This window comes from Phycisphaerae bacterium, from assembly GCA_035275405.1.
In the GTDB taxonomy this organism is placed as follows: Bacteria; Planctomycetota; Phycisphaerae; order UBA1845; family UTPLA1; genus DATEMU01.
In genome coordinates, this window is the sequence record DATEMU010000011.1 from 62871 (window position 1) to 87546 (window position 24676).

The 24676-nt window shown below is 62.7% G+C and carries 25 protein-coding genes; 4 read left to right on the plus strand and 21 right to left on the minus strand.

The window, feature by feature from the left end:
* Positions 1-19: 19 nt before the first annotated feature.
* From VJZ71_12550 to VJZ71_12635, 18 genes are all read right to left on the minus strand, one after another.
* Positions 20-439, minus strand: a complete 420-nt coding sequence (locus VJZ71_12550) for a secondary thiamine-phosphate synthase enzyme YjbQ (GenBank protein ID HKQ48892.1) — start codon at positions 437-439, stop codon at positions 20-22.
* 175 nt (positions 440-614) lie between these two features.
* Positions 615-2279, minus strand: coding sequence for a S8 family serine peptidase (locus VJZ71_12555; GenBank protein HKQ48893.1), 1665 nt, complete (start codon positions 2277-2279; stop codon positions 615-617).
* Positions 2280-2390: 111 nt separating this feature from the next.
* Positions 2391-4340, minus strand: coding sequence for a tetratricopeptide repeat protein (locus VJZ71_12560; protein ID HKQ48894.1), 1950 nt, complete (start codon positions 4338-4340; stop codon positions 2391-2393).
* 73 nt (positions 4341-4413) lie between these two features.
* Positions 4414-5064, minus strand: coding sequence for an O-methyltransferase (locus VJZ71_12565; GenBank protein ID HKQ48895.1), 651 nt, complete (start codon positions 5062-5064; stop codon positions 4414-4416).
* A gap of 33 nt (positions 5065-5097) precedes the next feature.
* Positions 5098-5631: an NADH-quinone oxidoreductase subunit C gene (locus VJZ71_12570; GenBank protein HKQ48896.1), complete on the minus strand. Its 534-nt coding sequence runs from the start codon at positions 5629-5631 to the stop codon at positions 5098-5100.
* Positions 5632-5633: 2 nt separating this feature from the next.
* Entirely contained in the window at positions 5634-6233 is a 600-nt protein-coding gene (gene nuoB, locus VJZ71_12575) for an NADH-quinone oxidoreductase subunit NuoB (GenBank protein HKQ48897.1), read from the minus strand.
* Between the two features lie 36 nt (positions 6234-6269).
* Positions 6270-6665 carry an NADH-quinone oxidoreductase subunit A gene (locus VJZ71_12580; protein HKQ48898.1) on the minus strand — a complete coding sequence of 132 codons (396 nt, stop codon included), beginning with the start codon at positions 6663-6665 and terminating at the stop codon, positions 6270-6272.
* 41 nt (positions 6666-6706) lie between these two features.
* Complete coding sequence (locus tag VJZ71_12585; GenBank protein ID HKQ48899.1) at positions 6707-7027, minus strand: hypothetical protein; 321 nt, start codon at positions 7025-7027, stop codon at positions 6707-6709.
* Between the two features lie 82 nt (positions 7028-7109).
* A complete protein-coding gene (gene infC, locus VJZ71_12590) occupies positions 7110-7754 on the minus strand; it encodes a translation initiation factor IF-3 (GenBank protein ID HKQ48900.1) in 645 nt (214 codons plus the stop codon).
* 96 nt (positions 7755-7850) lie between these two features.
* On the minus strand, positions 7851-10040 hold the full coding sequence (gene thrS / locus VJZ71_12595; GenBank protein HKQ48901.1) for a threonine--tRNA ligase: 2190 nt from the start codon (positions 10038-10040) through the stop codon (positions 7851-7853).
* Between the two features lie 376 nt (positions 10041-10416).
* On the minus strand, positions 10417-11484 hold the full coding sequence (locus VJZ71_12600; GenBank protein HKQ48902.1) for a prepilin-type N-terminal cleavage/methylation domain-containing protein: 1068 nt from the start codon (positions 11482-11484) through the stop codon (positions 10417-10419).
* 11 nt (positions 11485-11495) lie between these two features.
* Complete coding sequence (locus VJZ71_12605) at positions 11496-11939, minus strand: hypothetical protein (protein HKQ48903.1); 444 nt, start codon at positions 11937-11939, stop codon at positions 11496-11498.
* A gap of 256 nt (positions 11940-12195) precedes the next feature.
* Positions 12196-12966 (minus strand): peptidoglycan recognition family protein, encoded by a 771-nt coding sequence (locus tag VJZ71_12610; protein ID HKQ48904.1) that lies wholly within the window; start codon positions 12964-12966, stop codon positions 12196-12198.
* A 194-nt stretch (positions 12967-13160) separates the two neighbouring features.
* The gene (locus VJZ71_12615) at positions 13161-13496 is read right to left on the minus strand and encodes an STAS domain-containing protein (GenBank protein ID HKQ48905.1); all 336 of its coding nucleotides are present in this window, start codon (positions 13494-13496) and stop codon (positions 13161-13163) included.
* Between the two features lie 13 nt (positions 13497-13509).
* A complete protein-coding gene (locus tag VJZ71_12620) occupies positions 13510-14361 on the minus strand; it encodes a transglutaminase family protein (protein HKQ48906.1) in 852 nt (283 codons plus the stop codon).
* 8 nt (positions 14362-14369) lie between these two features.
* Positions 14370-15350, minus strand: coding sequence for an alpha-E domain-containing protein (locus VJZ71_12625; GenBank protein ID HKQ48907.1), 981 nt, complete (start codon positions 15348-15350; stop codon positions 14370-14372).
* Positions 15351-15410: 60 nt separating this feature from the next.
* A complete protein-coding gene (locus VJZ71_12630) occupies positions 15411-16865 on the minus strand; it encodes a circularly permuted type 2 ATP-grasp protein (GenBank protein HKQ48908.1) in 1455 nt (484 codons plus the stop codon).
* A gap of 103 nt (positions 16866-16968) precedes the next feature.
* Positions 16969-17802, minus strand: a complete 834-nt coding sequence (locus tag VJZ71_12635) for a HAMP domain-containing sensor histidine kinase (GenBank protein ID HKQ48909.1) — start codon at positions 17800-17802, stop codon at positions 16969-16971.
* A 320-nt stretch (positions 17803-18122) separates the two neighbouring features.
* Between VJZ71_12635 and VJZ71_12640 the strand changes: the two genes are divergently transcribed.
* The 4 genes from VJZ71_12640 to VJZ71_12655 all read left to right on the plus strand — a co-directional run bounded on the left by VJZ71_12640 (position 18123) and on the right by VJZ71_12655 (position 22392).
* A complete protein-coding gene (locus VJZ71_12640; protein HKQ48910.1) occupies positions 18123-19190 on the plus strand; it encodes a right-handed parallel beta-helix repeat-containing protein in 1068 nt (355 codons plus the stop codon).
* A 33-nt stretch (positions 19191-19223) separates the two neighbouring features.
* Complete coding sequence (locus VJZ71_12645) at positions 19224-20435, plus strand: right-handed parallel beta-helix repeat-containing protein (GenBank protein ID HKQ48911.1); 1212 nt, start codon at positions 19224-19226, stop codon at positions 20433-20435.
* 58 nt (positions 20436-20493) lie between these two features.
* A complete protein-coding gene (locus VJZ71_12650; protein HKQ48912.1) occupies positions 20494-21585 on the plus strand; it encodes a right-handed parallel beta-helix repeat-containing protein in 1092 nt (363 codons plus the stop codon).
* Positions 21586-21675: 90 nt separating this feature from the next.
* Positions 21676-22392, plus strand: coding sequence for a hypothetical protein (locus VJZ71_12655; protein HKQ48913.1), 717 nt, complete (start codon positions 21676-21678; stop codon positions 22390-22392).
* Between the two features lie 40 nt (positions 22393-22432).
* Here the strand turns inward: VJZ71_12655 and VJZ71_12660 are convergent, their stop codons facing one another.
* The 3 genes from VJZ71_12660 to VJZ71_12670 form a co-directional block, all read right to left on the minus strand.
* Positions 22433-23176: an alpha/beta hydrolase gene (locus VJZ71_12660; protein HKQ48914.1), complete on the minus strand. Its 744-nt coding sequence runs from the start codon at positions 23174-23176 to the stop codon at positions 22433-22435.
* A 144-nt stretch (positions 23177-23320) separates the two neighbouring features.
* Positions 23321-23920 (minus strand): hypothetical protein, encoded by a 600-nt coding sequence (locus VJZ71_12665; protein ID HKQ48915.1) that lies wholly within the window; start codon positions 23918-23920, stop codon positions 23321-23323.
* A 27-nt stretch (positions 23921-23947) separates the two neighbouring features.
* Positions 23948-24661 carry an ion channel gene (locus tag VJZ71_12670; protein ID HKQ48916.1) on the minus strand — a complete coding sequence of 238 codons (714 nt, stop codon included), beginning with the start codon at positions 24659-24661 and terminating at the stop codon, positions 23948-23950.
* Positions 24662-24676: the final 15 nt, after the last annotated feature.

Below are 24676 nucleotides of genomic sequence, written 5' to 3' on the forward strand. Positions count from 1 at the left end.
ACAAGGTTCTTGCCCAGCTTTATTCCCCAATAATCTTTACCAACACCCGCTTCTTCCGCCGGCCGTCGAACTCGCCGTAGAAGATCTGCTCCCACGGGCCGAAGTCCAGCTTCCCGCCGGTCACCGCCACCACAACCTCGCGGCCCATGATCGTTCGCTTCAAGTGCGCGTCGGCGTTGTCCTCGCCGGTGTCGTTGTGGCGGTACTGGCTGACGGGCTCATGCGGGGCGAGGCCCTCCAGCCAGCGCTCGAAGTCGGCGTGCAGACCGCGCTCGTCGTCGTTAATGAAGACGCTGGCCGAGATGTGCATGGCGTTGACGAGGCACAGCCCTTCGCGGATGCCGCTCTCCTTGAGGGCCGCTTCGACCTGCGGCGTGACGTTGACGTAGGCCCGACGGGTCGTGATCTCGAGCCAGAGTTCTTTGCGGAAATGTTTCATGGATATTGCGGATTGTCCGTGACTTCACATGACTCCGCAAATCCTCGGCCTCGGGATGAATCAGAACCAGGCACGCGAGTGCCTGCAAGGGGGTGCTTGAACCCAGAGCAATCACTGACTCGCGCGGCGGCGTGTGCTTACCCGGCCTTGCGGCCGGGGTGCTGATGGGCATTCGCTACAGCCCCAGCAGATCGTTCACAAAGATCGGCACATCCGCCGCGTCGGGCAGGCCGTCGGCATTGATGTCCGAGCGGCGAAGCTCGTCCAGATCCTGATTGATACCCATCAGGCTGTCCACGAAGTGCTGGACGTCGTTGCCGTCCGCCAGGCCGTCGCCGTCGATGTCGCTATGGATAAACTGAATCGCCGCGTCCACGTCGATGATCCCGTACCCTTGGACATATTCAAAATCGAAATAAAATGTGGCCAGGAATATGTCGGAAGTGTGAAACAGCGCGCGGCGGACCTTGTCGGCGGTCCAATCCGGGTGGGCCTGGAGAATCAGGGCGACGCCACCGGCGACCAAGGGCGTGGAGAGGGACGTGCCATTCACGCCGACGATGCTGGTATTGTTGGAGGACGTGACCGTCATCGTCGACACGCCGCGAGCCACGACCTCCGGCTTGACACGGCCGTCAGCGCTGGGGCCATCCGACGTGAACCATGCCGATGTGCCGGCGGAATCGACGGCGCCGCAGGTGATCACTTCATACGCGTCGGACGGCGCAATCAGGTGCGACGTGCCCTGGTCGGCATCGTGACCCTCGTTTCCCGCCGCGGTGCAGCAGACCATACCGTTGGCGGTGGCGATATTTACAGCGACCGTCGTCACGGCGGTCTGGCCATCCAGATCCGCCTGCGTATACCAGTCGATGTAGCCAAGGGAACTGGTGGCCATGTCCGCGCCGTTGAGTTCGAGCCATTCCAGCCCAGCGACGTAGTTATCCTCCTCCGCGGGGACCTCCTGGCTGATGTCTTCCGTCTTGGCCAGCAAGAACTCGGCGTCGTACGCCGCGCCGACGAGCACGTTGGGATGAAATGCGCCCAACACGCCGAGGATGTACGTGCCATGGTCAGACTGGCCTCCCGGATCGCCGCCTTCCTGCGCCGTGTTGCCGTCGCTATCAACGAAATCATACTCCGCGATGATCTGCACGGGGTGCGCGCCGCCGGTCGATTGATTGAAGGCCGTGTGCGTGCGATTGAAGCCGGTGTCGAGGATGCCGACGACGACGCCCGCGCCGGTATAGCCCGCGTCGTGCGCGCCGACGACGTTAATTTGCGCGAGCTGATTGTACGAGTTGTTGTACCACGAAGGATCGCCGCGCGGGGCGGTCTCCGACACGGGTGTCTCGGGCATCGGCCGCCGACGAGCGGCGCGGGCGACCGGTTGAATCCGCCGGACGAACGACAACCTTTCCAACTGAGCGATTTGCCCGGGCGTAGCATCGGCGCTGACACCGTTCAGCCAGCGGCTTTCGTGGCGAATCTTCGCTCCCGTCGCGCGAACCGCGTCCACGTATGAGCGGACAGGGGCAAGATCGCGCGCATCCACCAGGCCGGCGGCCGTCCGCCGCAGTTGGCGCCGGTGTTGGGTCCGCGCCGGCAGTTCGACGGCCCTCTGGGCAAGCCTCTCCTGCCGGTCGGTCTCGTTGCGGACATTCTTGTCCGTGAAGAAAACCCAGACGCGTAGCAACTCTTCCGGCCGCTCGACGAGACGGATTTGAAGCACGGGAGATACGACCGGCGCCAGCCTGGGCTGATAGTCAATCGGCCGTGGGGCCTCGGAAAAGCCAAACGATAGGGAAACGCCAAGAACGGCAAAGGTCGTCGCAATCATCGATCTAGGTTCCTCTCCCCCGCGGCCGGCTGGCCATGGCCTGCGGAAACTGGCGGGCTCTCCTAATTATACCCCGACCCCCTGCGTTGTTGGAAGCCCCTGTGACAGTTTCTAAAAAGGACGCGTCGAGGGTTGAGAGGCCGCATCCAGCTTCTTAAGAACGATGTCCAGCCGCCGCCGTGCATCCTTGTGATCCGGGCGGAGTTTCAGGGCTTCCAGATACTGGCCCGCGGCCTCGGCCGGTCGCCCGCGATTTTCCAGGAGGGTGGCGAGGTTGTAGCGGGCGTTGAAGTAGTTCGGATTCAGTCGCAGCGCGGCATTGAACTCTTTGACCGCCTCGTCGAACTGGCCGATTTGCGTCAGTGCGGCGGCGAGGTTGTTGTGCCATCCGGCCTCATTCGGCCTCAAATTCAACGCGCGGCGATAATGCTCGACGGATTCCCCGAGGCGCCCGACAGCGTTCAGCGCCAGGGCCAGGTTGTAGCGCGCCTCGGCATAATCAGAGTCGATCCGCAGCGCGGCCTGAAAATGCTCCATCGCCTCTTCATAATCGCGCCGCCCGGCGATGAGCTGGCCGAGATTGTTATGCGCCTTTGCAAAATCAGGAAACAGCAGTAGCGCTTCGCGATATTGGGCGATGGCCTCATCCGTCCGCGAGACCGCCGCCAGGGCGACACCGTAGGAGAAGTGGATCGTTGCATTGGGCCCGCCGATTTGAAGCGCAGTTTCAAAAACCGGTATTGCATCGCGAGGTTTCCCGTCGGCCACGAGTGCATTGCCCATATTGTTGTAGGCGCGGACGTTTAGCGGTCTTTGGAAAACCACGTCGGTCCACATCTTGAAAGAACTGGCGTATAGCTTGTTGCGGTGGTGTGTAACACTGGCAAGAACAATCGCGATGGCGACAAGTAGGGCGGTTGTCGCGCCCTCATATCGAAGGAACCGATGCGCCACAGCGACCATGAACAGTAGAACAATCGCAGCGAGCGGCAAATACATGCGATGTTCAAAGGCCGCGTCCTGGATGGGCACGAAGCTCGATGTCGGCGCGAGGATCAGAAAGAACGCCGCGCCAAGGAAGCCCAGCGCCGGCCGCCGAATCCACGCCCAGATTGTCGCGGCGAGGAGGAGGACGATCCCCGCAAGCGGCAGCGCGGCGTCCCCGAATTTCTTCGTAATCGGCCAAGCGTAGTCGAGGCATAGCGGGTGCGGCCAGATTGCCAGCCGCAGATAGTGCAAGATTACCCCCGCCTGGGTCAGCGCATATTCGACGGGCGTCGATCGCGTCACACCGAACCCGACGGTCACATGCGCTTCCGGCGACGTCTCAACTATGCCGCGCAGTACCCCGGTCACTGCGAGAATTGACCATGTCGCTGCCAGCGCCAGGTGCACCCCCCAGCGGCGGCGAAAGACGTCGCGCCAATTGCCGGCGAAAAACGCGCGATCGTAAAGCAACACGACGACCGGCGCGGAGACCATGACGGCCTTGCTGCACATCCCGAGCGCGCAGGCAATGACACTCAAGGCGAACCATCTCCGCCAATTCGTTTCCGCACCGCGCGCAAACCAGTAAAGCGTGAGCAGGTAAAACAGCCCCATCATGGATTCGCTGCGCTGAATGACGTAAGTGACAGCCTGCGTGTGCAGGGGATGGACCGCCCATACGAGGGCAGCGGCGAAAGCGAGGGGGAGGGCTCCGGCACTCAGCCGGTGTGCGTCAATTCGGCCCAGCGTCCGCCGCACCACGCCGAATAGCATCAGCGCCGCGAGTACGTGGATGACGAGGTTGAGCGCGTGGTAACTCCATGGCTTCACGCCGCTGATCGCGTAATTGACCGCCAGCGACAGATCGACGATCGGTCGCGGGCCGGAAAGGATTGGTCCGATCGGCCACAGTTGATGAATCCGCCGGTTCTCGACGATCGCCCGCGTGTCATCGAGGAGGAAGACGCCCCAGAAGCTATTGGCATATGCCGCCAGAACGACAACGACCAGCGCGACGATGCACGCGGAAATTCGCGGCTTGGTTTGGACGGACAATTTCTTCGTCTGGGGCATCTCGCCGCGCATTATCACGGCCCGCGGCACCGGTGGCGAACCAATATGCACATCGACGGAGGAAGGTGCCGGCTTACCGCTTTACGCCTACCCAAAGCCCGTCGCCCAGCGGCACGATCACGCTCACCAAACGGTTTTCCCGGGCCATCACCTCGTTGAACGCGCGGACCGCCGGCGCCTCGCGGTCGGTCGGATGTTCATCAAACAGTTGACCGAACGCAAAGGCGTTATCCGCCATGATGAGCCCGCCGGGGCGGACAATGCGCAGACACTCCCGCAAGTAATCGCCGTAGCTGGCCTTGTCGGCATCGAGAAACGCCGCATCCGCCGAATCGGTCGCAAAGCGCGGGAGCACCTCCATCCCCGCGCCGCGGTGAAGTTCGATGCGCTCGGCGACATCCGACCGCTTGAACCACGCATCGGCAAAGTCCGCGTGCTTTGGATCGAGTTCGATCGTCCGAACGCGGCCCTCCGTCGGAAGCGCCCTGGCCATGCTGATCGCCGAGTAACCGGCGAGCGTGCCCACTTCGAAGACCTCTCTCGCCTTGTTGAGCCGCAGCAGGATCTGCATGAACGCGGCCTGCTCCGGACAGATCGAAATCTCCGGAATCCCCGCCGCCGCGGCTTCACGCTTCAGGCTCGTAAGAAGATCATCCTCTTGAATTGTTCGCTCAGCGATGTAGCGGAAGTGGTCAGCGGTGACGAGCGTGGAGGTCGTGGACATAACACGTAGGGCGGGTTCCACCCGCCAATCACACTATGCGCTGTCCCGGTGCAGGACCGGATAATTCTCGCGCTCGCCCTTTCCGCGAAGGGGATAGTCCTTGCGGAGTGGAAACGCCTCGAACGCGTCCCAAGTGAGAATTCGGCGCAGGTCCGGATGGCCCTCGAACACGACGCCGTACATGTCGAAGACCTCGCGCTCCATCCACTCCGCCCCCGGCCAGATCGACGTGACCGTCGGGACCGCCGGCCTGGGGTCGTTCGCGAAACACTTCACCCACAGCCGATGATTGTGCGTGAGCGACAGCAGCGAATAAATCACGCCGTAGCGATCAGTCGCCTCAGGGAAGTTCAGGTAATCGACGCATGTCAGGTCGCAGAGTTGCTCAAACCGCGTCCGCGCTTCCTCGCGGAGCAGCCGCATCACCTCGATCAACCGCTCTGGCTCGACGCGTACGTACATCTGATCGCCCGGCTGATCGCCGCGCATCACCAGTGGTTGCGCCGCGTAGACCTGTCCGCCGAATTGCGAATTGAGAATCGCCGCAATTTCCTGAGGGCTCGCCATGGCTACTTCGCACCCGCCTCCACGACTTCCGGCACGCGCACCTGAATCATCGGCTCGGCGACCAGCTTGAGCCCACGGCCGCGCTCGGAGCTCGTTTTGATCCCGTCCCGTTCCACAATGCGCTGGATCGCCATGATCCCCTCGATCAGCGTCTCCGGTCGCGGCGGGCAGCCGGGCACATACACATCGACCGGCAGGAATTGGTCGATCCCCTGCACGACCGCGTACGTATCGAAAACGCCGCCGGTCGAGGCGCAGGCCCCCATCGAGATCACCCACTTCGGCTCGGTCATCTGGAGATAGATGCGTTGCAGGACGGGCATCATTTTGATCGCGACGCGACCGGCGCAGATGAGGAGGTCGCACTGGCGCGGGCTGAAGCGCATGACCTCGGCCCCGAAGCGGGCGATGTCGTAGCGGCTGGCCCCCGTGGCCATCAGCTCGATGCCGCAGCAGGCCGTGGCAAACGGCATCGGCCAGAGCGAGTTCTTGCGCGCCCAGTTGACGCCCTTTTCGCGGAAGAAGTTGACGAGGGCGTCCAAACGAGTGGTGAGGACATCCTCGCCGGTCATGGTGTGCGGATCGTATTCGTGTTTGGCCATTCTCGGTGGATTGTAGCAAATAGAACGGGCCTGGTGCTAATCGTACCGAAACACGCCCTTGCCCCACGCATATACGTATCCCACGAGCAGGATCGCGAAGAAGATGACCATTTCGTAGAAGAGGAAGGTCAGTTCGGCCGGGGCGGCGGCGGTCCTGGCTTTGGAGAAGAGTATCGCCCACGGGTACATGAAGACCAGCTCCACGTCGAAGAGCAGGAACAGCATCGCCACCATGTAAAAACGGACGTTGAATCGCCGCCGGGCGTCGCCGACGACTTCCATGCCCGATTCGTACGTTGCGTCCTTGCGCGGACCGCTCCGTTTGGCCTTCGGCAGTAATTGTGTGATGAGGATGATCGACGTGGCGATGACCATGACGAGCAGGATAAGCACGCCGATGGGACCGTAACCGGGAGCCGTCGCCAGTAGCATGAAAGTGGTCAGTGGCTAGTGGACAGTGGTCAGTGCCGGACCTACTTGCCGGCTTTCACTTCGACGAACCGCGCGACGCTGCCGAGGTCGCGGATCACGTCGCTCGTCGCCAGGATGCTGCACGCGTCGCCCGCCTTGGGCTGCACGAGCCGCGGGGCCTTCGAGCGGACCTCCCACGGCCGGCCGCCGCGGCGTCGCGGATCGACCGCGTCCGCCAGAAGCTTCTTCCTCCGCACGCGGGCGCGCTTGTTGATCGGGTCCTTGGCGAAGATCCGCGAGAGCGTCTTGGCCGCCGCCTCGTTCGAGGGGCTTTTTGTCACTTTGATGCTCACCTTGCTGCCGGGCTTGATGTCAACGGGCATGGGTAATCACTCCTGTCAACTGATTTCGAGCAGAGCAGCATACCGCCACCGCCGCCAAATGCAAGATAAGCAAGGCAATCCATCACGCCGGCTGCGGCGGCGTCAGCGGCGTGGCCGTGGGCGTTTCAGCCGGCGTGCCCGGCCCCGAAATATCCTTCTTGACGGGCGCCGCGCCTCCCTTCTTCGCCGGCGCAGCGGCGGGCTTCGGCTTGGGCTTGCCGGCGGACGGCAATTTCGTCGGCACCAGGATCATGGTCATGCGCTTGCCCAGCATCTTCGCCGGTCGCTCGACCTTGGCGATGTCCGCCAGGGCCGTGATGATCTCGTTGAAGCTCTCGTTGCCCAGGTCCTGGTGAAAGCGCTCGCGGCCGCGGAAGATCATCGTGAACTGGACGCGATCCCCGTGCGCCAGGAACTGCCGCGCGTGTTCCATCTTGATCTGTCGATCGTGCGGATCCGTCTTGGGGCGGATGCGCACTTCCTTCATCTTCTGTTCGTGGTGCTTCTGCTTGAGCTTCTTGGACTGCAGGTATTTGTGCTTCCCGTAGTCCATGATCTTGCACACGGGAGGCCGCTCGTTGGGCGAGACCTCGACCAGGTCCAACCCGACCTCGCGGGCCATCCTGAGCGCCTCGTCCGTCGGCACCACGCCGCGCTGTCCGCCGGTGTCGTCGATCAGACGGATCGGGGACAAGCGAATCTGTTCATTGCATCGTAAGTTCGTAATGGGTAATCACCTTCCTTTCGAATCAAGAATGGCGAATAGCGAATAGCGAATTCCAGAGCAACGCTGCCCCGGCTCCTTTTCGCTATTCGCCATTCGCTATTCACTATTTTCCCGATGGGCCGGGATGTTCTCCTTCAACAACTTCTCGATAAATCGCTCCAGCGGCATCGTTTCCGATGCGCCGCCGTCGCGCGGGTTCACATTGACACTGTTCGACGCGGCCTCCTGCTCGCCAACGACCGCGATGTACGGAGGCTTCATCTGCCGCGCTTTGTGCTTCTTCGGACCGATCTTTTCCGCCGAGTCATCCAGCTCCGCCCGCAGTCCCGCCGCCTTGAGCGTCTCGCAGACCTTCTTCCCAAACTCGGCGCTCTTCTCGCTGATCGTCGCCACTACCACCTGCACCGGCGCGAGCCACGTTGGAAACGCCCCCTCGAAATGCTCGATGAGGATGCCCACGAACCGCTCCATGCTCCCGAACGGCGCGCGGTGCACCATGATCGGCTGGTGCGGGCGATTGTCCCGGCCGATGTACTCCAGCCCGAAACGCTTCGGCATGTTGTAATCTGCCTGCACCGTCCCCAGTTGCCACTCCCGCCCGATGCAGTCCTGCACGATGAAGTCGATCTTCGGCCCGTAGAACGCCGCCTCGCCGACCTCCTCGGTCGCGGTCATGCCGCTGGACTTCGCCGCCGCGCGGACCGCCGCCTCGGCCTCGGCCCAGGCCTGTGGGTTCTTGATGAATTTCGGGTCCGCCGGGTCGTGCAACCCGATCCGCACGCGATAGTCCTTCAGCGTCAGCGTGTCCAGCACGTAGCGCGTCAACCTCAGGCAGCTCGACAATTCTTCCTGGAGCTGCTCCGGCGTGCAGAAGATGTGCGCATCGTCCTGCGTGAACCCGCGGACCCGCGTCATTCCCGACACCTCGCCCGACTGCTCGAAGCGATAGACCGTGCCGAACTCCGCCAGCCGCACTGGCAGGTCGCGATAGCTCCGCTGCTCGCTCGCGTAGATGCGGATGTGCATCGGGCAGTTCATCGGTTTGAGCAGGAAGCCGTCCGATTCGTGCAGCAATTCGCGAACGAGTTGCAGGTTGTCCTCCGTGTGGGCGGCATCGGGCACGAACCGCTTCGCATCGCCGCTGGCGTCGGCCCCCGTCAGGCGCTTCCACAGGGCGGCGTCGATGGTCTTCAGTTCTTCAAGTCGCCTCGCGACCGCCGCCGGGTAGGGCTGGCCCGCCGGCGCCTCGTGGACCGCAATCCAAAGCTCGTTGAGGATTCGCGCAGAGTCCGATTCGTACAAAGGCGGAAACTGGGCGTCGCGGTAATACGGAAAGTGGCCGCTCGTGCGATACAGATCGAGCCGCCCGATGTGCGGCGTAAACACGGGCTGATATCCCGCCTCGACGAGCTTGCCGCGGAGGTGCTCTTCCAGCAACAGGCGGACTGTCGCGCCCTTCGGCTTCCATAGGACCATGCCGCTGCCGACCATCGGGTCAATCGTGAACAGGTTCAGCTCGTGCCCGAGCTTGCGATGATCGCGTTTCTTCGCCTCTTCCAGCCGCGTCAGATGCGCTTGCAGGTCCTTCTTATTGTGAAACGCCGTGCCGTACACACGCTGAAGTTGCTGCTTCGAGGCATCGCCATGCAGGAACGCCCCGGACACATTGAGCACCTTGAACGCCGCGATCCGCCCCGTCCGCGGCACGTGCGTCCCCATGCACAAATCTTCCCAATACTTGCCCGGCTCCGGACCGGTCACGTAGAAGCTCAGCTTGTCGCCCTTGGCTCGCTCGGCGTTCTCCACCTTGTACGGGTTGCCCTCGCGGCGGACCTTGGCCAGCCCCTCGTCGCGGCTCATCTCGTACCGCGTGAACGGCCGATCCTCCTGCACGATCTTGGCCATCTCCGCCTCGATCGCCGGGAAGTCTTCCGGCGTCAGGCGCTTGTCCAGGTCGATGTCGTAGTAATACCCGTCCTCGACCGGCGGGCCGTACACCAGCTTCGTCTGGGGAAAGAGCTTGCAGATCGCCTCCGCCATCACGTGCGCCGTGCTATGGCGCAGGATCGTAAGCGACGCCTCATCCTTGTCCGTCAATATGGACAGCCGGCAGTCGCCGGAAAGCGGCATCGCCAGATCGAGCGTAACCGCGCCAGCGCCGAAATCGGCCTTAGCCCCCAGCGCCGCCTTGGCCAGCCCCGGCCCGATCGCCGCGGCGACATCCGCCGCCGTGGAGCCCGGCGACATCTCGCGAACCGACCCATCTGGTAGAGTTACGCGAATCATTTGTAGCGGCCCCCGCCCCTGTGACTGATGAACGGCGTCCGCGACGAACCGTCGCGGCCGGCGCCCGTGCCGGCCGAGGAATACCCGGTGCGTCGGGCGCTCAATCCGTTATGCGTCCGGCACGGGGGCCGGACGCTACGCGGCGCGGAATCTCCGCGGCTGCCGGGCACCCGGTCATGCCAAGCTGGGGCCATCACGATGGTAGAGTTATGAACAAGAAGGCTCGTCTCGCAGGGGGCTCAGGCAAACGTCTATGAGACCCCCTTTACTCCCGAAATCATACCTTAGCCGGCCGCAATGGGTCAAGTCAGGGTAATTAACGACTCCGCCAGCCTGACTGCTGGGATACCCGTAATGCCGCCTCTGAGAATCGGCGTTACGACCCGATCCGAAACGTATCGGTGATGTTCCAATGGGCACGCACGTCTGGAAATAGCGCTGCGGGGCCGAGCATCGTCCCTTGTGGCAGCCACAAGTGCGGATTGGCCGCCTGCAAGTCGCCCAGCGTCTCCGCGTGACCATCGTGGAAGACAAAGTTCCCTTTGTAGGCGTCGGCCTTGGCCCCCACCGCGACACTCGCAGAGGTTGAATGACGAAAGCCGAAGGATCGGCCATCGATTTTGCCGGGGTAACCGTTCATGGGAGCCCGTGCCCGGTCCCACGATCGTGTGAAAGTGCTATAGGGGCCCACGTCGGAGAAGGCCCCACCCCAACTCGCGTTCGGGCTCAGGTCGTAGTCCGGCAGCGTTATCCCTTCCGAGGAGTTTGCAGTCGAATAGCGCGAACCGTCTCCGCAGAAGATCTTGTTGGCCGGAACGCCGATCCGACTCACGACTGGCTTCCAGTCGCTCGGCAATCTTTCCTCGTGTGTGTTGTTGTACCAGGATGTGCCCGGCGCTTGATCACCGGGAAAGCCTGCCTCCGCTCCGTCGCCGGCTCTTATGAACAGCTGATATCTCGCCGTATTATAACTAACCATGCGATTCGTCCCCGCGTTGGGGCCGGAGAAATGATTTGAAAGGAAGTTGTTGGACCGACAAAGAAATGCCGGGTTTGTGCGGATGTCGTTGAATCGCTGCGCCATCGCGAGTGACGACCCATCCGATTCGGCCAGCGAAATCCCCAGCATCGAGGCCATCGGTCCCATGAAATCCCAACGCTGGACCGCCGGCCCCCCCCCTGTTGTCGCTAATTGGGCACCCGAGCCGCCCGGCGCACCAATGATCCAGTCTTCATTGTCCACCCCGTACGCCGCGCTTGCCTGGGCCAGCGGCTTCGTCGCCGCGAGGCACGCCACGCGCTGACCGCTCCGCCGCGCGCCCGACAGCGCGGGCAGCAACAGCGAGATGAGCAGGGAGATAATGGAGATGACGACGAGCAGTTCGATCAGCGTGAACGCCGCCCGCCCGCCAGTCCTACGATTTCGAATTCGTCGCGCGTGCATAGGGGTCATCCTCACTTGCCCGCCTCGTTTCTCGCCGCCTCCATCAACTCTTCCGGGGGCGGCGGGTTATGGCCGACCACTTCGCGGCCGCAGTCCGGACAAAACGTCTTCTCGTCCGACTCCGGATCCACCCGCTTCTTGAGCAAGACGAACGTCGGCTCCAGCTTGGCTTTCCATTCGTCGTTGGGTCCCTTCGTCCAATAGCACGTCTCCGCCGGGTACGCCGCCTTCTTCCCGCACTTGTCGCACTCCAGCGGCGTGTACTCGCCGATCTGGAGCGTGTGCTCGAAGACCGCACCGCACTCCCCACAGATGAACGCCCGATCGGCGGCGATGTCCTCCACCGTCTCGCCGCCCATCGTGATCCACGCGACCGCACCGGCCGCGATAAACACCACCACCGCCACGATCAGCTTGATCTGCTGGCGCCGAACATCGGGATCACTCGATAGCACGCACTCGCTCCGACGGGTCCCGTGGGGCGCCCGGTTGACGATCAAGGACGGACCGACCACTGTCGGCCTCACGCTGCCCCGCCATTGCGCCTGTATCCATCAACCAATAGTTTCCCCCAGCGAGCCGCCCCGTTCAAGTCCAAAGTACGGTTAATTCTAGGCTAAGACCCGGCCAGGCAGCGTACCCCCCCAGGGACATGGCCGGAGGTCGTGCCATCGGAGACGATTTTGACGATTGGGGCGGCAGACCCGGGGCCTATTCCGCCAGCTCCATCTCCTCCTGGGCCTCGGCGGCATCGGCCGAACGGATCGACATCTGCCGAAGGACCGGGCCAAGGGAGAAGTTGCGGCCGGGGCAGGCGGTTTTGTGAGTTATGCCGCCGTGGGTGAGGATTTTCGACTGTGGAATCCCGCATTGCTGGGTGAGGAATGAGGCGAGCCGGGCCAACGCGGCGACCTGTTTGCGGCTGGGGCCGTGGGCATCGAGGTCCCCGATCAGGCATATTCCGATTCCGTGTTCGTTGTAATGATTGCCCGGCGTCTTGCAGTGCGCCCCATGCATCTGGCGGACCCAGCGATTTCCGACAAAGACCTGACCGTCCGGGTAGCCCCCGCCGTTTCCGATCACGAAATGGTAGCCCAGCTCATCCCAGCCCCGCCCGCGCATGTGCCACTCGCGCATCCCTTGCGGCGTTGACCGGTCGCTGCCTGAGTGGTGGACGACGACGCAATCCCAGCGATTGGTGATCCCGCCGCGCGGCATCCACGCGGCGTCGCCGGTGGACGCGGCCTGGCGCTTTGCCACCGGGCGCGGCGGGGGAGGCTGCAAGGGTCGTAGCGGATCAGGCCGCCCGCCGACATAGGGCTCAAAGTCGGCGACGCGGACCTCTTTCTGAGGCGCACAACCCACTGACAAGAATACGAGCGTCAGGCTGCCGGCGACGATACCCCGCGCACCCCGGCAGTGCGCGGCGCCCACCGAGCGGCCATGGTCAAACCGATTGATCGTGCGGGACCGGCGATTCACGTTCTTGCCTACTCCATTAAGCAGGGTCGGGGGACCGCGCGGCGGTCCGCTGCGAGTTCGCGCACCTCAACAGCATAATATCGGAACGGTCCGGCGGCCATGTGAGTTCAAAGTTGAATCGCCCCTGCCCCGTCGGATGGAGAGAAGGGCCCCAGGTATATGGTTCTTGGACCGTAAGACACCGGGAGTCGCGATCAGTGAAGGGCTTCGGCGACGGAGGGGACGATGGTAAAGACGCCGTCAAGGCGGGCGAGGCGGAAGACGTCGGCGATGGTGGGCTGAGGGGCGGCAATGCGCAGGGGGCATTTCTGGGCGCGGAGCTTGACGTCAAGCTTAAGCAGGGCGCCGATGCCGGCGCTGGACATCATGGAGACGTCGCTCATATCGAGAACCAGGACCGAGGGCTTGGCGGAGGCGGCCTTGAACGCCTGCTCTTCGAACTCGCCGACTTCGGCGTAGGTGATGTGACCGGAAACTTTGAGGATTGCAGCGGGGCCTTCTTTCACGATCTGGCAGGTGAAGTCGTTCACGCTTCGAATCTCCTTATGCGCGGGCAACGTCGACGTGGACGTCGAGCGATTGATTGGCGATGCCCTTGAAGACACCCCGATTGGGGGGCACGTCCTTGTAGTCGCGGCCGATGGCGACGCGGATATGGCGTTCGCCTACCGCGCAGTTGTTCGAAGGATCGAAGCCCATCCAGCCGACGCCGGGAATGAAGGCCTCGGCCCAGGCGTGGGTAGCCGCGCCGGCGGCGGGCTCAGCATCGCCTTCGCGATGGAAAAGGTAGCCACTGACATAGCGGGCGGGGATGCCCAGTCCGCGGGCCAATGCGATGAAGACGTGGGCAAAGTCCTGACAGACGCCGCTCTTTTTTTCCAGACATTCGTCAATGGGTGAATCGACGCGGGTCGCGCCGCGGTCGTAGCGGATGGCGGCGTGGAGGGCTTCTCGCGTCTTGTTAAGCACGGTGAGCGGGTCGGATTCACGGCGGAGGCCGGCGCGTTCGGCGAAGGCGCTGAGCGGGTCAGACGGTTTGGCGAAGTAGCTGGGGTGCAGCCAGTCCCAATGCTCGGCGCTGCCGGCGAGGGCGTCGAGTTGGTTCCATGCGCTCGCCTCCCCGGCCGGAGGGGATGCGCCGTTGGCGTACGTCTCCACCAGGGCGACGGCCGTGACTTCGAGATGGTCATGGACCGAGGGGATGTCGAAGTGCTGGACGACGTTGCCGAGATAGTCGGTGTAGGAATGGGTGCGGGCGGCGGGCGACGTCTTCAAGTTGAATTCGTGACAGCGCTGGGAGGCCTCCGAGCGCGGCTTCATCCGCACTTCCATCACGCTCTCGCGGATGGGCTGGTCGTAACGGAAGGCGGTGGTGTGGTGGATTTTGTAAAGCATAGTGATGTTCAGGCTTCTACGAGTTCTCCCTGCAAGACCGAGTCAACGGTATAGCTGATGTACTGGTTGTAGACGGCGTCGTGGACGGAGGCGCCGGTTTTTACAACCGTGTTCAAATACGTTCCGAGGTCGCCCGCCAAAACTTCATCGATAGTGCCGTAGGCAAGGTCGGCGTTCAGGCGGCCGGCGAGACGGCAGGCAGGGGCAATATGCGCCGTGCCCGTCCAACCGGCGATGCCGGTAATGGCCTTGTCAATCTGGCGGGCGCAAAAGCGGACCGCGTGGGGAAACTCGACGTTGAGCAGGAGGAAGTCGAGGATGCGCCGCGGCTGCAATTCGACGGTGTGCACGCGGCAGTAGGCTTCGTAAGCCGAACACATGCGGAGGAGGCCAGCCCAGGCGACGAAATCGGAGGGCGTGGCCTCGCGATCGTCACCAGCGCCGCGCATGCCGAAATGTGAGTCGAGCAGCCAGGCGAGCACGATGGCGCGCTCCAGGTAGCGGCCGAGGCGGATGAACTGCCAGCCTTCGCCATGGTTGAGCGCCGAATCCGAGAGACCGGCGACGAGCTGCGCGCCGCGTTGCACGCCGCGGAAGAAGGCGTGGGGACCGGCGGCCCAGAGGCGATCGGTGTTCATGTCGCGCATCGACAGGTATAGGTTGTTCAGCTCTTCCCACATCTCGGTGGGAATCTGTTCGCGGATCTGGCGGGCGTTCTCGCGGGCCTGCGAAATGCAGGAGACGATGGAGCAGGGGCTGTTAGGGTCGAAGGCGAGGGCGTTGGTGACGGCGCGGGCGTCGGCGCTGATCTCGGCGGGCATTTCGAAGCGGAGGCTGTTGAGCAGGCAGATCCAGCCGAGCGAGGCGGTGTGCGGGGCGACGTCGAGGGCGATGTGAAGCTGCACGTCGAGGACGCGGGCCATGTGCTCGGCGCGCTCGAGGTAGCGGGACATCCAGTAGAGCGAATCAGCTACGCGCGAAAGCATCATCAGCAATGGCTCCGCTTAATTGAAAAAGGCGGGCAGGGACGCCCGCCCCACTTATTGTTGTTAATCATGGAGCACCCACGTGTCTTTGCTTCCCCCGCCTTGGGAGGAGTTTACGACGAGCGATCCTTTGCGGAGCGCGACTCTGGTGAGACCGCCGGGAATGATGCGCGCCCGCTCGCCGAAGAGGATGTAGATGCGCAGGTCTATATGCCGCGGCTCGATATTGCCCTCGAGGAAGCAGGGCGCGACCGAGAGCGAGAGCGTTGGCTGGGCGATGTAGTTGCGCGGATTGGCCATAATCTTTTCGCGGAACTCTTCCTGCTGGGCCTTGGTCGAGTGCGGGCCGATCAACATTCCGTAGCCGCCGGACTCGCCGACAGCCTTGACCACGAGCTTGTCCAGATTCTTCAGCGTGTGGTCGCGCTCGGCGGGGCGCGTCATCAAATACGTCTCGACGTTGTCTACGATGGGGTCCTGTTTCAGGTAATAGCGAATGATCTCCGGGACGTAGGCGTACATGGCCTTGTCGTCGGCGACGCCGGTGCCGGGGGCGTTGGCCAACGTGATGTTGCCGGCGCGATAGGCGTTCATCAGACCTGGCACGCCGAGCATGGAGTCTTCGCGAAAGGCGATGGGGTCGATGAAGTCGTCGTCAATGCGGCGATAGATGACATGCACGCGGCGGAGACCGGCGGTGGTGCGCTCGTAAACGACATTGTCGTGGACGACGAGATCCTGGCCTTGCACGAGGGGGATGCCCATCTGCCGGGCGAGGAAGGCGTGCTCGAAGTAGGCGGAGTTGTAGATGCCCGGCGTCAGCAGGACGATCCGAGCGCCGGCCTGCGAGACGGGGGCGACTTCGCGGAGGCAGGCGAGCAACTCCTGGCCGTAATGATCGATGGGGCGGACGTCGTAGTCGCGGAAAATGTTGGGGAAGACGCGCTTCATCACCTGGCGGTTGGAGAGCATGTAAGACACGCCGCTGGGCACGCGGAGGTTGTCTTCCAACACGGCGAAACGACCGTCGGGCGTCCGAACAAGGTCGGTGCCGACGACGGTCAGGTACGCTCTGCGTGGCGGGTCGATGCCGCGCATCTCGCGGCGGTAGTGCTTGCAGCTATAGACGAGTTCGGCGGGGATGATGCCGTCGGCGACGATCTTCGCGTCGTGGTAGAGGTCGTGAAGGAAGAGATTCAGCGCCGTAATCCGCTGGGCCATGCCGCGCTCAAGAACATCCCACTCGGCGGCGGTCACGATCCGCGGCAGGACGTCGTAGGGGAAGATGCGCTCGGTGCCGCTGGTTTCGCCGTAAACGGTGAAGGTGATGCCCTGCTGGAGGAAGGAGAGGTCGGCGGCCTGCTGGCGGCGCTGGATTTCCTCGGCGCCGAGTTCTGTTAAGCGGTCCTGAAGGATGCGGTAGTGCGACCGCGCGGTCGTGCCGGATTCATACGCCTCGTTATAGGGAGCGGCGAGGGAATGCGCAGTTGCAGTGTTTTCGACAGCCTGTGGCGTCATGGCGAGGCTCGAACCTAGGTTGCTTCTTTCAGCTTGGACTGGCGGAATCAGTATAAGGGAAAGCGCCAAATCCCCAAACCAGAAACGGCGGGCTGAGCCCGCCCTACGAGACGGGAAGGGTCAGGGTGAAGGTCGCGCCCTGGCCGGGCCGGGAGGCGACGCTAATGGTGCCGCCGAGGTCAGTCATGAGCTGCTTGCAGACGAAGAGGCCGAGTCCGACGCCGCCGCGGTCGAGTTCGGCCTCGTGGCGCTTGGTGGAGAAGAAGGGCTCGAAGATTTTGTCGAGATCGGCGGGCTTGATGCCTGGGCCGGTGTCGGCAACGGTGAGTTCAACGGTGTCGCCGGCGCGTTGTGCGGAGATCGAAAGGCGACCGGGGCGGCCGAGCATGGCCTGGCGGGCGTTGAGGAGGAGGTTGAAGAGGACCTGGCGGAGCGTCGGCGCGTGGAAGCAGGCTTGCGTTTCGGGCGGAACATTGACGGTCAGGGTGATGTCGTCCTTGGCGAGGTCGCGGGCGAGGCAGGAAACGGCGTCGTTGATGACGGGGATTAAGGGGTTATACGGGGAAGGGATTAAGGGATTAAGGGATTGAGGGATCAAGGGAGACGAGGCGGCGTCGGTCGCCATGCTGAGGATCTTGGGGCAGAGTTCGGCGAGGCGCTGCGCGGCGGCCAATGTTTTTTCGAGGGCCGTGCGCGCGAGTTGCGGGTCGTCGCGCTGGAGTGCGTATTGAGAGTAGCTGACGACTGGGGCGAGCATATTGTTGAACTCGTGCGCGAGGATGGCCGAGAGCGTGCCGAGAGACGCGAGGCGCTGGAGCTGCGTCACTTGTTCGCGAAGGTCGGCGAACTGGCGCTCCAGGCCGGCGAGTTGTTGCTGGACGTCGAGGTCGGCGTTGACAATTTCAGCGGGTGGAACTGCACGATCGTCTTGAGTCATGGCTTCGTCGGAGATATCGGCAGAAACGTTGAATGGGCGAAACGAAGAGGCGAATCCGCAGATGGCGCAGAATGCGCAGACGTGGAGAAGAAAGGCGCAAACGCACGGCGGCACGAAGGATTGAAGGATTGCTGGTAGTGGTGTGTGGCTGAGTAGGATCGGCAGAAGATGCGCGGAGGCCTTCAGATACTCTATAGAAGCTCCAAAGGGCGGTCAAAAGCGTTGATTTTGCGGGCGGAAATAGTGTAGGATGGTGGAGTTGAGGGGAGCGGCGTTCGCCGCATCCCTGGGCGGTCCTTTCGCATTGTGAGGAGCGAGAAATGAAGCGTTTCCCAATGGCGGCCGTTTGTGTTTTGACCATCGCGACGGGGTTGTGGATTGCCCATGCAGGCGATCTCAATCCGCCCGTTGGGCCGGTCGCGCCGACGATGAAGACGTTGGCGGAAGTCGAGCCGCGGATCGCGATCAATGCGACCAACACGCCCGGCGATGCCGACAGCCTCTTCAATATTTCCCAGCGCGGCTCGTATTACCTCACCGGCAACATCACCGGCGTCGCCGGCAAGCACGGCATCGAGATCGCCGCCGGCGGCGTCACTCTCGACCTCAACGGCTTTGACCTCGTGGGCGTCGCCGGGATGGGGCCCTTCGACGGAGTGAGCGTTACCGTGGTCGGCCTGACAAACGTCGCGGTGGTCAACGGCTCAGTTCGCAATTGGGGTCATACTGGCATCGATATCTTTCTGGCGAGCAACTCCCGCGTGGCCGACGTGCTCGCCAGCGGCAACGCCGGCAATGGCATCAGCGCCGGCAGCGTCTGCACGGTCACCAACTGCTCGGCGTACCTCAACACCGGCCATGGCTTTATCACCGGTAACGGCTGCACGGTTTCGAACTGCTCGGCATACACCAACACCGGCAACGGCATCAGCACCAACGGCGGCTGTACGGTGTCGAACTGCTCGGTGTTCCTCAATACCGCCAGCGGCATTACCACCTCCTCCGGCTGCACGGTCGCCGACTGTATCGCCCGGGCAAATACTCTCGACGGCATCGTGTGCGGATCCGCTTGCGTGATCCGCGGCAACACCTGCTCATCCAACGGCAGTGGCGGCGACGGCGCGGGCATCCACGCCTTCGGCACCGACGGCGACAACCGCATCGAAGGCAACAACTGCACCGATGCCGACCGCGGTATCGACGTGGACTTCGCCGGCAACCTCATCATCAAGAACACCTGTTCGGGGAACACAACGAATTGGGACGTCGCCATCGGGAACGCCGTCGCGCCCATTGTGGCGGCCACGACCAACGGGGCCGCCATTGGCGGCAACACTTACGCAGGCAGTCTTGGGTCGACCGACCCTAACGCGAATTTTACGTATTGAGGACAGCAGATCAGTGGGAGGAAGGAAGTATCCATGCAGCGAAAGTCAGGGATGTTCAAGCTGGTTCTACTCATCGGACTCGCCGCAGGGGGCGTTATTGCCGTCGCTGGCAACCTCAACCCGCCGGCCGGGCTGGTCGCGCCGACGCATAAGACGCTGACGGACGTCGAACCGCGGGTCGCGATCAATGCGACGAATACTCCGGGCGATGCCGACAGCGTGTTCAGGATCACGCAGGCCGGCTCGTACTACCTGACGGGGAATATTGCTGGCGTGGCGGCGAAGTCGTGCATTGAAGTGGAAGTCGTCGCGCCCGGTGCGGTCTCGATCGACTTGGCAGGGTTTCAGATCATTGGAACCGGCGCGTCGCTGCCCGGGGTATTCGTCGCGGAAGGCGGCGGAAACGTCACGCCAATCACGATTCGCAACGGCCGCATCCACGGCGGCAATTACGCCATCCGCGCCCTGGCCGCGACATCGAGCGTCGTCGAGAACGTACATGTGACCGGCAGCACGATCGGCATCCTGTGCGGCGCGAACGCGCTGGTGCGGGGGTGCACGGTGCGGGGCGTCGGCTCCACCGCGGGCATCATGGTCGGGGGCAATTCCATCGTGGAGCACTGCATCTCTGAAAGCAACAGCGGTGATGGCATTCGCACCGACCGCTCGTGCATCGTGCGCGACTGCGTCTCCAACAACAACACGGGCAACGGGATTACGCCGTTTTTCGCCGATCGGCTCACGGTCGAGCGGTGCGTATGCACGGGCAACGGGGGCAACGGCGTCCAGGTGGATGACTACGGCGCGGTGCGGCAATGCACCGCCGCCGGCAACACCCTCGACGGCATCGAGGCGCAGGACGGCGGCACTATTACCGATTGCAGCGCAACTCAAAACGGACAGGATGGCATCGAGGTTTCGGACCGTTGCCACGTCGTGGGCAACACCTGCGACGGCAATGGCGCGAGCAGCGTCGCCGCGGGCATTCAGGCCACCGGCTCGGACAGCCGGATCGAAGGGAACTTCTGCAGCAACGCGGACAAGGGCATCGACGTGGATGGCGCCGGCAACATCATCGTGCGGAATACCTGCACGGGAAACACGACGAACAATTGGGAGTTTGTCGCCAACAACGTCTTCGGTCCGATCGTCGATCGGACGGCGCCGGCCAGCCCGGCGGTGGCGGGGAATACCGCGGTGGACAGCACGGCGACCACCCATCCGAACGCGAACTTTACGTATTGAAGCATGCATCAACAGGAAAGGGAGAGGGGAAGTATTTATGGAGCGGAAAACACAAATCTTGGCTGCACTCATTGTGGCGGCTATCAGCGGCGGCGCCCTCGCGGGCGACCTGAACCCGCCGGCCGGCGCGGTCGCGCCGACGCACAAAACGTTGACGGAGGTCGAGCCGCGGATTGCCGTCAATGCGACAAACACGCCGGCCGACACCAACAGCATCTACCGGATCACGCAACCGGGGTCGTATTACCTGACCGGTAACATCACCGGGGTGAGTGCGAAGAACGGCATAAAGTTCGCGGCAAGCGGCGTGACGCTGGACCTCATGGGTTTTGAGATCGTGGGAGTGGCCGGTTCGTTGGATGGTATTCTGGTTTCCGGCAATCGGACCAACATCTCGGTGGCCAATGGCACCGTCAGAGGTTGGGGCGGAGACGGGATCGACGCCGCGACGGCGACGGTCGCCGGGCTGGAGCGCTTGAAGTCGTATCAAAACGGGGGTATCGGAATTAAACTCGGCGGGAACGGGATGATTGTGGAATGCACCGGTCACCTGAATACCGGCGCGGGAATCTCCACAACCGCGGGAACGCTGCTGGATCGGTGCGTGGCAACGTCCAATACCGGTTCAGGAATCATCGCCTCGGAGGGGAGCGTGGTGGCGAAGTGCGTGGCGCGAGGGAATTCTGCGCATGGGATCGACGTCACCAATCACACGCTGGTGGAGGGGTGCATCGTCACGCTAAACGGGACCGGTGGGACCAACGCGGGCATCCATGTGAACGGCAGCGGCAATCGCATCGACGGGAATCATGTGTCGAACAGCGACAGCCGAGGAATTCGCGTGGCCGCGGCGGGCAATGTGATCGTGCGCAACAGCGTGAGAAGCAGCACGGTGCAGGCGTATGACATTGCGGCAGGCAACGATTATGCACAGATCCTGACCTTACCGGGAGCCGGATTCACGAGCAGCGTGGCGTGGGCGAATTTTTCCGATCAAGCGCCGACTTGCGTGGATGGGATTCAAAATGGCAGCGAGACGGGCGTGGATTGCGGAGGCGGAACGTGTCCGCCGTGCGGGGCGGGCCAGGGATGTCTGGCCGGCAGCGATTGCGTGAGCGGAATATGTTCCGGCGGGATTTGCCAACCCTAGCCAACGGCACCACGAGGGTCGGGTTCGAATGAATTGTTTGAGACGGGAAGATGCAGAATTACGCGTATTCTCTTAAGGGAGGGTCCGATCATGAATCGCACAGTACAATTGAGCGTGGCGGTCCTCGGCTTGGCCGGCGGGCTGGCGCTCGCGCAGTCAAACATCGACAACTCTGTCCCCGATAAGTACGGCTGGGGCGAGAACATCGGCTGGACGAACTGGCGCGACGCAAATGGATCGCTCCAGGGCGTCAACGTTGGCGGCCTCATCCTCTCCGGCTTCACCTGGGGCGAGAACATTGGCTGGATCAACGTCGGCGACGGGACGCCGACCACGCCGCCTTTCTATGCCAATGTCGACGGGACCGACTTCGGCGTGAACATTGATCCGGACGGCGACCTGCACGGGTACGCGTGGGGCGAGAACGTCGGGTGGATCAATTTCGACGGCGGCGCGCTGGCGACGCCGGCACAACCGGCGCGGATCATCTGCGCCAGCCCGCCGGGGATGCCGCTGGCGAGGCTGACCGGGTACGTGTGGGGCGAGAACGTCGGATGGCTCAACCTCGATGTCGTCGACGCGGGCAAGTTCGTGGCGGTCGAACTGACATCTACGCCGCTGGCGTGCGATCTGAACCACGACGGCCTTCCCAACGGCGGCGACGTGCAGGCCTTTACCAGTCTGGTGCTATTGGGCGGCGCGGATTGGACGGATGTCTGCTCGGGCGACCAGGAGATCGTGCCGGATGGAATGCTCGATTTCGATGACGTTGATCCGTTTGTAACCTGCCTGCTGACGCAGCCGTAGGGCCGGCGGGACACTTCCCAATCCGCGGGACCGTTGCCCATTAACTGCTCCGTCGCCAATTCGGATGCACGTTCTGCGGGCCTTCCTGGAGCACGATGGGCGCGATGTGATCGCGGACGAAGCGCGGCTGTGTGGTGTCGGTGTGACCGCCCCAATCGCCTTCCGCTTCAAAGGAGGCTCGCCAAGCGATATTGGTGATCTTTGAGTAAAGGCGGCGCGTCGACTGCGAGGCGCCCGGCGGGACGACGAAGCCGTGCAGACCGGCCGAGGGAATTTCACCGGCTTCGCGGTCGGCGGTCCCGGCCATGGGGACGGCGAAGTTCAGGACGGCATCGTTGTCCGAGGTGAAGACGTACAGTCGGCCGGACACATGCTGCAGTGCATTGGTCAGGTCATAGTCGTCACCGATGGATGCCCCCAGAAGTACGACGTTGTCCACGCGGCAGTCGGCGGGGAGGGCCTCCAACGTATAGACGGCGACGGCGGTCCCGGCGGAAAGACCCATGAGCGTAATCGGAGCGTCGGGATAGGATCGGCGGGCTTCGCGGATCATGACGGCGACTTCACCGGCCTTTTGCCGCTTGTATTCGTTGCTGGCGACCTGATCGGCGAAGACGCCCATGCCGGTCTCCCATTTCGGCTCGACAAACTGGCCGTCGAACTTTGCCATCTCCAGGCCGGCCTTCACGCCGCGACCCCAGTTGCTGATGACGCCGCCGCCGCCGGCGCCGTCGAGGTAGTAGACGTCGCCGTGAGTGGATGCCACCGTTTGTGACGGGGACATCTCGCTGCAGCCGGCCCCCGATATCGCAGTGAGGAGCAACGCCGAGAGATTGAGAATACATCGATTTTTGATGCTGTACATCGGTCGACCTTTCATATTCCTGATCACTTGCTATTGAAGCGGAATCACGTGGGGGAAAAAGTCTTACTGCTCCGCCTTGCCGCCGACCTCGGCGAACTTGACCTTGTCGCAAAGGCCACCGGTGTCGTAGTGGACGACGCAGTAGTGGGGGCTCGGAAGCTCCTTGATCAGCCGGGCGTCGTAGAGCTGAACGAGCTGTCCCGTCGATTGGCTGCGCAGTCCCATGAGGGGATCGCCCATCTTGAGGTCGGCTTCACATTCGGCGGCAGATTTTCCTTTGAGTTTTTCGTGATAGATCAGGGCCAAGGCGATATCGACCTTGCCGGAGTCCATCTTGACTTTTTCGATGAGGACGATGCGGTCGTCGGCGACTTCGACAACATAACGCTGGCTATTCAGGACATCCATGGGGACGGGATAAGCGCGCCACTGTCGGGAGCTGTTCACATCCGCGAAGACGTCAATCGGCTGGCCGAGGACCTCGTCGGCCTTTGCCGCGTTCCTGCCCAGGAGTTGTTCGCCGAGCTTGTCGGCTTCTGCGTCGTCGACCACCTTACCGACTACGTGGATGCCGATTTTGACGGCGGAAGTGACCGGGTTGCAGCCCGAGGCAAGCATCGCTGCCAGCAGCAGAGGTGTGGATGCAAAGTACTTTAACATCATAAGACCCTCACATTGAAAAAGGACCAATCACGCGCCCGGTTTGGGACCCGGCTTTTCGGTAGTGTACAGTCCAACCAAGCGTGCGATCAACAAAGTAACATACAACATTCCCGTAGTCGATTCGATCATGACCAGCCACTGGGCCACCCTGGACCCCGGGACGATATCGCCGCATCCGCCGGTGAGCGTCGCAAAACTGAAGTAGACTGCTTCGAAGTGCGCCATCACGCGGTTGGAACCGTTTCCGGCGGTGAACACGAAGGAGCCGGGCACCCATCGAGCGACCAGGGAGTACGCCGACGACCAGACAAGGGCGATGAGCAGGAAAGTGGCGATGCCTGCGCAGAGCACTTGAGAATCGACCCTGGGGGCGCGGAGGATATAGCGCAGTAGTTGAAAGCAAACGAATGCAAGGCAGACCAATCCGGAAATAAGCGTGAATCCATGGGGTTGCGGCTCCGGATCGAAATGGTCGTACCACCGAGCCAACAAGGCCGGAAGAACAAGGGCGGACGCGAGAATAAGCGTTCGTCGTCGGCCTCCGATCGCCGCCACGGCGGACAGCAAGACCAGGGTGATCAACGCCGTTTCGATGAGTTGGCCGTACGGCAGCGAATCAATAAATAGGTACGAAATGATAAGCACCGACAGCGCCACTAGGAAGTGGGAGACTGAGTAGCGGCGCAGTCCTTCCTGGACGAGCTTGGTTGCGTGCGATGGACGAAGCGAGGACTCACGCATCAATGAGCACGACTC

Coding starts and splice junctions, on each gene's coding strand:
- VJZ71_12550 (HKQ48892.1), bottom strand. CDS start 439: ATGAAACATTTCCGCAAAGAACTCTGGCTCGAGATCACGACCCGTCGG.
- VJZ71_12555 (HKQ48893.1), bottom strand. CDS start 2,279: ATGATTGCGACGACCTTTGCCGTTCTTGGCGTTTCCCTATCGTTTGGC.
- VJZ71_12560 (HKQ48894.1), bottom strand. CDS start 4,340: ATGCCCCAGACGAAGAAATTGTCCGTCCAAACCAAGCCGCGAATTTCC.
- VJZ71_12565 (HKQ48895.1), bottom strand. CDS start 5,064: ATGTCCACGACCTCCACGCTCGTCACCGCTGACCACTTCCGCTACATC.
- VJZ71_12570 (HKQ48896.1), bottom strand. CDS start 5,631: ATGGCGAGCCCTCAGGAAATTGCGGCGATTCTCAATTCGCAATTCGGC.
- nuoB (HKQ48897.1), bottom strand. CDS start 6,233: ATGGCCAAACACGAATACGATCCGCACACCATGACCGGCGAGGATGTC.
- VJZ71_12580 (HKQ48898.1), bottom strand. CDS start 6,665: ATGCTACTGGCGACGGCTCCCGGTTACGGTCCCATCGGCGTGCTTATC.
- VJZ71_12585 (HKQ48899.1), bottom strand. CDS start 7,027: ATGCCCGTTGACATCAAGCCCGGCAGCAAGGTGAGCATCAAAGTGACA.
- thrS (HKQ48901.1), bottom strand. CDS start 10,040: ATGATTCGCGTAACTCTACCAGATGGGTCGGTTCGCGAGATGTCGCCG.
- VJZ71_12600 (HKQ48902.1), bottom strand. CDS start 11,484: ATGCACGCGCGACGAATTCGAAATCGTAGGACTGGCGGGCGGGCGGCG.
- VJZ71_12620 (HKQ48906.1), bottom strand. CDS start 14,361: ATGCTTTACAAAATCCACCACACCACCGCCTTCCGTTACGACCAGCCC.
- VJZ71_12625 (HKQ48907.1), bottom strand. CDS start 15,350: ATGATGCTTTCGCGCGTAGCTGATTCGCTCTACTGGATGTCCCGCTAC.
- VJZ71_12630 (HKQ48908.1), bottom strand. CDS start 16,865: ATGACGCCACAGGCTGTCGAAAACACTGCAACTGCGCATTCCCTCGCC.
- VJZ71_12635 (HKQ48909.1), bottom strand. CDS start 17,802: ATGACTCAAGACGATCGTGCAGTTCCACCCGCTGAAATTGTCAACGCC.
- VJZ71_12640 (HKQ48910.1), top strand. CDS start 18,123: ATGAAGCGTTTCCCAATGGCGGCCGTTTGTGTTTTGACCATCGCGACG.
- VJZ71_12645 (HKQ48911.1), top strand. CDS start 19,224: ATGCAGCGAAAGTCAGGGATGTTCAAGCTGGTTCTACTCATCGGACTC.
- VJZ71_12655 (HKQ48913.1), top strand. CDS start 21,676: ATGAATCGCACAGTACAATTGAGCGTGGCGGTCCTCGGCTTGGCCGGC.
- VJZ71_12660 (HKQ48914.1), bottom strand. CDS start 23,176: ATGTCCCCGTCACAAACGGTGGCATCCACTCACGGCGACGTCTACTAC.
- VJZ71_12665 (HKQ48915.1), bottom strand. CDS start 23,920: ATGATGTTAAAGTACTTTGCATCCACACCTCTGCTGCTGGCAGCGATG.
- VJZ71_12670 (HKQ48916.1), bottom strand. CDS start 24,661: ATGCGTGAGTCCTCGCTTCGTCCATCGCACGCAACCAAGCTCGTCCAG.